Source organism: Streptomyces sp. NPDC001027 (assembly GCF_040299045.1).
GTDB lineage: Bacteria > Actinomycetota > Actinomycetes > Streptomycetales > Streptomycetaceae > Streptomyces.
In genome coordinates, this window is the sequence record NZ_JBEPBI010000094.1 from 21,145 (window position 1) to 27,828 (window position 6,684).

Sequence of the window (6,684 nt, forward strand, 5' to 3'; positions counted from 1 at the left end):
GCGGCCGTCCGCAGCCGGTGGACACGCCCGCGACCCGCCGAGCCGCCGGACGGGCGGATCAGCGGGTCAGGGGTCGGGGGGCGGAGGCACCGAAGGCCGGGGGTCGAAGGCCGGAGGCCCGGGGTCGGAGGTTCAGGGGCCCGGGGCAGGGGACGAGGTTCGGCGGCGGGTGGGGTTCAGGGGGCGGCGGGTGGCGTCCGTCCTCGGGTCAGAGGCGCGTGACGTCCAGGCCGCCCTCGGCGTACTGCCTGCGGAGCACCTTCTTGTCGAACTTGCCGACGCTCGTCTTCGGGACGGCCTCGATGATCGTCCAGCGCTCGGGGAGCTGCCACTTGGCGATGCCGCCCTCTGCGGCGAGGAAGTCGCGCAGGGACGCGAAGTCGGCGGTGGAGCCCTCCCTGAGGACGACGGTGGCCAGCGGGCGCTCGCCCCACTTGTCGTCCGGGACGGCCACGACGGCGGCCTCGGTGACGTCCGGGTGGGACATCAGAGCGTTCTCCAGGTCCACGGAGGAGATCCACTCGCCGCCGGACTTGATGACGTCCTTCGCACGGTCGGTGAGGGTGAGGAAGCCGTCGGGGGAGATCGTGCCGACGTCACCCGTCTTCAGCCAGCCGTCCTCGCTGAACTTGTCGGCGGGGCGCAGGGGTTCGGCGTCGGGGCCGTTGTAGTAGGCGCCCGCGATCCAGGCGCCGCGCACCTCCAGCTCGCCGGCCGACTCGCCGTCCCAGGGCAGGCGTTCGCCGCCGGGGCCGGTGAGACGGGCCTCGACGCCGGCCGGGAAGCGGCCCTGCGTGAGGCGGTAGCCGAACTCCTCGTCGGTGCCGATGGCGTGGGCCGGCGGACGGGCGATGGTGCCGAGCGGGGAGGTTTCCGTCATGCCCCAGGCGTGACAGACCCGCATGCCCAGTCCGTCGAAGGCGGTCATGAGGGACGGCGGACAGGCCGAGCCGCCGATGGTGACCTGGGTGAGGCTGGAGACCTCCCGCGGCTTGGCGGTGAGCTCGGCCAGCAGGCCCTGCCAGATGGTGGGGACGGCGGCCGCGTGCGTCGGCTTCTCGCTCTCGATCATCTCGGCGAGCGGCGCGGGCTGCAGGAAGCGGTCCGGCATCAGCATGTTCACGCCGGTCATGAAGGTGGCGTGCGGCAGGCCCCAGGCGTTGACGTGGAACTGCGGGACGACGACGAGCGAGGTGTCCTCGTCGGTCAGACCCATCGACTGGGCCATGTTGACCTGCATGGAGTGCAGGTAGATCGAACGATGGCTGTAGACGACGCCCTTGGGGTCGCCCGTGGTGCCCGAGGTGTAGCACATGGAGGCGGCCTGGCGTTCGTCCAGCTCGGGCCAGTCGTAGACGGTGGGCTTGCCCGCGACGAGGTCCTCGTACTCGTGCACGCGCGCGTGGGAGCCGTCGAGGAGGGAGCGGTCGCCGGGTCCGGAGACGACGACGTGCTCGACCGACGCGAGGTGCGGGAGCAGCGGGGCGAGCAGCGGCAGCAGCGACCCGTTGGCTATGACCACCTTGTCGGCGGCGTGGTTGACGATCCACACCAGCTGCTCGGGAGGCAGGCGCAGGTTGAGGGTGTGCAGCACGGCGCCCATCGCCGGGATGGCGAAGTAGGCCTCGACGTGCTCGGCGTTGTTCCACATGAGGGTGGCGACCCGGTCGTCGCCGGACACCCCGAGGTCGTCGCGCAGGGCGTGCGCCAGCTGGGCGGCGCGCTCGCCGATCTCGGCGTAGGAGCGACGGTGCGGCTCGCCCTCGCCGGTCCAGGTGGTCACCTGCGACGAGCCGTGGATCGTGGCCCCGTGCGTCAGGATCCTCGAGATCAGCAGCGGTACGTCCTGCATGGTGCTCAGCACGGCGTCCTCCCAGGGCGGCGACATTGCCTACGCGGTGGTAACGGTTGTGCTGATTCTGCGCACATACCGCGCGGTATGTCACTAGGAGGCGGTGATCGATCAGATCACGTTCAAGCTCCGGTCAAAAGACCACGTCGGCCCGCTATCGCACAAGCCCCAGTTCAGGGTCCTCGCGCAGCTTGCCGAGCGCTCGAGACACAGCCGATTTCACGGTGCCGACCGAGACGCCGAGGACCTCGGCCGTCTGAGCCTCGCTGAGGTCCTCGTAATACCTGAGGACTACCATCGCGCGCTGCCGCGCGGGCAGCTTCATGATCGCCTGCCACATCGCGTCGTGCAGCGCCTGCTGCTCGGCCGGGTCGTTCCCGGCGGTGACCGGCTCGGGTTCCGGCAGCTCGTCGCACATGTACTCGTCGACCTTGCGCTTGCGCCACTGCGACGTGCGCGTGTTCACCAGGGCACGGCGTACGTAGCCGTCGAGCGCGCGGTGGTCCTCGATCCGCTCCCACGCCACGTACGTCTTGGCGAGGGCGGTCTGCAGCAGGTCCTCCGCGTCGTTCGGGTTCGCCGTCAGCGACCTGGCGGTGCGCAGCAGCACCGGCTGACGTGCTCTGACGTAGGACGCGAAGGACGGATACGGTGCGGGCCGCGTCCTGCCGTTCGACGCGCTGGTGCAGACGAGTGTGGTCATGGCTTCCACGCTAGGTTCGGCTGCCCGGCGGGGGATCGGCCGCAGGTCCCTAAGAGGCGTCCCTCTCAGGTTGTAGGGGTGGTGCCTGCCCCACCTCCTACAGGTGGACGAGCCGTCTCCACCCGTCAGGGATGCCCCCGGGACGCCCGACCCTCGCCCAGGTACTCCCAGCGGTGGCCCCGGCCTCGCGCGCGGAGCGCCGGGATCGGGGGGTCAGCCGTCCGAGACCAGCACCAGGCCCGAGGTCGGCACGCCGGTGCCTGCCGTCACCAGGGCCCGCGCGGCGCCCGGCGCCTGGTTCACGGACGTGCCCCGCAGCTGCCGTACGGCCTCCGCGATGCCGTTCATGCCGTGCAGGTAGGCCTCGCCGAGCTGGCCTCCGTGAGTGTTCAGCGGCAGCCGGTCCTCCGCCACGAAGCCTGCGGCCTCGCCCGGCGCGCAGAAGCCGAACTCCTCCAGCTGCATCAGCACGAACGGGGTGAAGTGGTCGTACAGGATCCCCACGTCGATGTCGGCCGGCGCCAGTCCGGAGGTCCGCCACAGCTGGCGGGCGACCACGGACATCTCCGGCAGGCCCGTCAGGTCGTCGCGGTAGAAGCTGGTCATCTGCTCCTGGGCCCGGCCCGCCCCCTGTGCCGCGGCGGCGATCACGGCGGGCGGATGCGGCAGGTCGCGGGCCCGCTCCACCGAGGTGACGACCAGGGCCTGACCGCCGTCGGTCTCCTGGCAGCAGTCCAGCAGCCGCAGGGGTTCGGCGATCCAGCGGGAGGCCGCGTGGTCGGCGAGGGTGATGGGCCGGCCGTGGAAGTAGGCGGCCGGGTTGCCCGCCGCGTGCCGTCGGGCCGTGACGGCCACCGGGCCGAAGGCCTCCTGCGCGGTCAGCCCGTAGGCGTACAGATAGCGCTGGGCCGCCATCGCCACCCAGGACGCTGGGGTGAGCAGCCCGAACGGCAGCGACCAGCCGAGCGCCGCGCCCTCCGCCGACGGCTCCCGGCGCTGCACCCCCGAGCCGAAGCGGCGTCCCGAACGCTCGTTGAAGGCGCGGTAGCAGACGACGACGTCGGCCACGCCCGCCGCCACCGCCAGCGCCGCCTGCTGCACGGTCGCGCAGGCCGCCCCGCCGCCGTAGTGGACCCGCGAGAAGAACGACAGCTCGCCCATCCCGCAGGCCTGCGCCACGGTGATCTCCGGGCTGGTGTCCATCGTGAAGGTCACCATGCCGTCCACGTCGGCCGGCACGAGCCCCGCGTCGTCCAGTGCGGCCCGTACCGCCTCCGCCGCGAGCCTCAGTTCGCTGCGCCCCGAGTCCTTCGAGAACTCCGTCGCCCCGATCCCGACGACTGCGGCCAGCCCGCCGAGGCGGTCGCGCTCCCGCACGCTCATCGCGCGCCGCCCGCCGGCACCGTGAGCGTGACCGTGCCGGTGACATGGCGGCCGACGCCGTTGTCCCCGGTGACCCGCACCACGGCGGTGTCCCCGTCGACCTCCTCGACCCGGCCCCGCAACACCATGGTGTCGCCCGGGTAGTTGGGCGCGCCGAGCCGGATGGCCACCTTGCGCAGCACGGTCGTCGGGCCGAACCAGTCGGTGAGGTAGCGGCCGACGAGGCCGTTGGTGGTGAGGATGTTCATGAAGACGTCGGGCGAGCCCTTCTGCCGGGCGAGTTCGGGATCGTGGTGGACGTCCTGGTAGTCGCGCGAGGCGAGGGCGCCGGCCACGATGAGGGTGCGGGTGATGTCGATCTCCAGCGGCGGCAGCACGTCACCGGCCTTCATACGGCTCCCTCCCGCGCGCGGAACACGGGCAGCGTCAACTCGTCGTCGTACGTGCGGAACTCCAGCTCCACGGGCATGCCGATCCGCACCTTGTCGTACGGGACGTCCACCACGTCGCTGATGACCCGGACGCCCTCGGCGAGCTCGATCAGGCCCACCGCGTAGGGCGGGGAGAACGCCGGGAAGGGCGGGTGGTGCATCACGACGTACGAGAAGACCGTCCCCTCGCCGCCGGCCTCGACGACGTCCCACTCTGCCGCTCCGCACGCGTTGCAGCCGGGCAGCCACGGGAAGCGGAGGGTGTCGCAGCCGGCGCAGCGCTGGATGAGGAAGCGGCGGTCGCGGACGCCCTCCCAGAAACCGGCGTTGTCGCGGTTCACGACGGGACGGGGACGGCGTTCGCGCGGCCGTGAAGTCCGGCCAGCCGGGGCGTACTTGAGGACGCGGAAGCGGTGCGTGCCGACGAGCGCGCCGGCCACCCGGACGTCCGTCCGTGTCGTGACGAAGTGCCCGGCGCCCAGCTTGGTGGTCTTGCGCGGCGAGACCGACTCGATGACCGTGTCGAAGGCGACCTCGTCGCCCGGCCGCAGCGGACGCAGGTACTCCTGCTCGCAGTCGGTGGCCACCACCGCGGTGCAGCCCGCTTCGTCGAGGAGGGCGAGCAGCTCGTCGTAGGCCTGTGCGCGCCCCTGGTGACCGCTCAGACCGCCCATGATCCACGCCTGCAGCATGGTGGGCGGGGCGATCGCGCCGGGACCGGTGTACGCGGGGTTGAGGTCGCCCATCGCCTCGCACCAGTGCCGGATCATGGGCGCGTTGACGGGGTCCCGGCCTGTGCCGGCGACCGCGGCGGGACGGCCCTCGTAGACCTTGAGCCGTGCGTGGAGATCGTCGTCGTCCACGACCGCACTCCTTCCAGGACCGGGGCGGGAGAGGCGTGAGGACTGCCGGTGACGGAACGGTTTCTGACTGTCCGTCAGATACCCGGTCCTGTCAAGGTCACCGGCGCGGCAGCGCATCCCGCCCGCTCCATGCGGCGCCTCGCCCCACCTCGCCCCATCTCGCCTCCTCTTCCTTATTTCGAACATGTGTACGACAATGGAGGCATGGCCACCACCGACCGGTTCCCCCGGCAGGCCACCACGCTGGCCCTCGCCCACGCCCTGTCGGCCGCCGAACGCGGCCTGGCCGTCATCCCCCTGTCCAGGACCAAGCTCCCGGCCCTGCGCTCCCCCCACCGCGCCGAACACCACACCGAACGCCGCGACGAACCCCCCGGCGACCTTGGCGGCGGCCCCGCGGACGGCCCCGCCGCCCCGCCCTGCCACGGCGAGTGCGGCCGCCCCGGTCACGGCGTGTACGACGCCACCACCGACCCCGACCGCATCCGCGAACTCTTCGCCGCCGCCCCCTGGGCCACCGGGTACGGCATCGCCTGCGGGCTGCCCCCGCACCACCTCGTCGGCGTCGACCTGGACACCAAGTCCGGCACGGACTCCACGGCGGCCCTGCGCGAACTGGCCCTGCGGCACCTCTTCACGATCCCGCCGACGGTCGTCGTCCTCACACCGTCCGGCGGACGGCACCTGTGGCTCACCGGGCCGCCGGACGTCGTCGTCCCCAACTCGGCCGGCCGGCTCGCCCCCGGCATCGACATCCGCGGCGCCGGCGGTTACCTGGTCGGCCCCGGATCCCGCACCGCCCACGGCGTCTACTCCGCCGACCCCGGCAGCGTGCACCTCCCGCCGGCGCCCTGCCCGCCCTCCCTGCTGCGGCTGCTCGTCCCGCCGCCGTCGCGCGCCGCCCGCCCGGGCAGACGGCCTCCGGCGGGCGGCGCGCACGGCCGGGGCCTGATCCAGTTCGTCCTGGCGGCCCACGAGGGGCAGCGCAACACCCGGCTGTTCTGGGCGGCCTGCCGGGCCCACGAGAACGGCATCGGCACGGAACTGACCGAGGATCTGGTCACCGCGGCCGTCCACACCGGTCTGACGGCACGGGAGGCCCGGGGGACGATCGCGTCGGCCGCCCGGATGACGGCACACCGCCCGGCCCCGTGAGCCCGCCCGGGCGGCGGTAGGGGCGTCGGCGCTGGCGTCGGCGCGGCGCCGGTCAGCCTCCGGAGCGCTGCCCCTGGACGCCCGACCGTCGGCGCAGCGCGAGGACGATGCCGCCGCCCACGGCGACGAGCCCGGCGGCGGCGCCGGCGATCACGGTGGTCCCGTCGCCTCCACCGGTCTCGGCCAGCCGGTCGCCGCCGCCCGCCGGCGACAACGCGGCCACACAAAGGAAGAGCGACGTGTTGGGGAAGAGTGTTGAGCTAGTTGTGGAGATCTCCGTGGTCGCCGGAAGAATTA

7 protein-coding genes are annotated in these 6,684 nt (G+C 72.6%); 1 reads left to right on the forward strand and 6 read right to left on the reverse strand.

Features of this window, described 5'->3' with window-relative positions:
• Positions 1 to 208: 208 nt before the first annotated feature.
• The 5 genes from ABT300_RS24275 to ABT300_RS24295 form a co-directional block, all read right to left on the reverse strand.
• The gene (locus tag ABT300_RS24275; protein WP_351679302.1) at positions 209 to 1,888 is read right to left on the reverse strand and encodes a long-chain fatty acid--CoA ligase; all 1,680 of its coding nucleotides are present in this window, start codon (positions 1,886 to 1,888) and stop codon (positions 209 to 211) included.
• Positions 1,889 to 2,006: 118 nt separating this feature from the next.
• Entirely contained in the window at positions 2,007 to 2,555 is a 549-nt protein-coding gene (locus ABT300_RS24280; protein ID WP_351679304.1) for a SigE family RNA polymerase sigma factor, read from the reverse strand.
• A gap of 213 nt (positions 2,556 to 2,768) precedes the next feature.
• The gene (locus ABT300_RS24285) at positions 2,769 to 3,938 is read right to left on the reverse strand and encodes a lipid-transfer protein (RefSeq protein ID WP_351679306.1); all 1,170 of its coding nucleotides are present in this window, start codon (positions 3,936 to 3,938) and stop codon (positions 2,769 to 2,771) included.
• Positions 3,935 to 4,330 (reverse strand): MaoC family dehydratase, encoded by a 396-nt coding sequence (locus ABT300_RS24290; protein WP_351679308.1) that lies wholly within the window; start codon positions 4,328 to 4,330, stop codon positions 3,935 to 3,937. The genes ABT300_RS24285 and ABT300_RS24290 overlap by 4 nt, the downstream gene beginning before the upstream one ends.
• The gene (locus tag ABT300_RS24295; protein WP_351679310.1) at positions 4,327 to 5,232 is read right to left on the reverse strand and encodes a bifunctional MaoC family dehydratase N-terminal/OB-fold nucleic acid binding domain-containing protein; all 906 of its coding nucleotides are present in this window, start codon (positions 5,230 to 5,232) and stop codon (positions 4,327 to 4,329) included. The genes ABT300_RS24290 and ABT300_RS24295 overlap by 4 nt, the downstream gene beginning before the upstream one ends.
• 204 nt (positions 5,233 to 5,436) lie before the next feature.
• Between ABT300_RS24295 and ABT300_RS24300 the strand changes: the two genes are divergently transcribed.
• Positions 5,437 to 6,387: a bifunctional DNA primase/polymerase gene (locus tag ABT300_RS24300; protein ID WP_351679312.1), complete on the forward strand. Its 951-nt coding sequence runs from the start codon at positions 5,437 to 5,439 to the stop codon at positions 6,385 to 6,387.
• A gap of 52 nt (positions 6,388 to 6,439) precedes the next feature.
• Here ABT300_RS24300 and ABT300_RS24305 read toward each other — a convergent pair.
• Positions 6,440 to 6,684, reverse strand: a 245-nt coding sequence (locus ABT300_RS24305) for an LAETG motif-containing sortase-dependent surface protein (RefSeq protein ID WP_351679315.1), incomplete at its 5' end; no start/stop codon positions are given.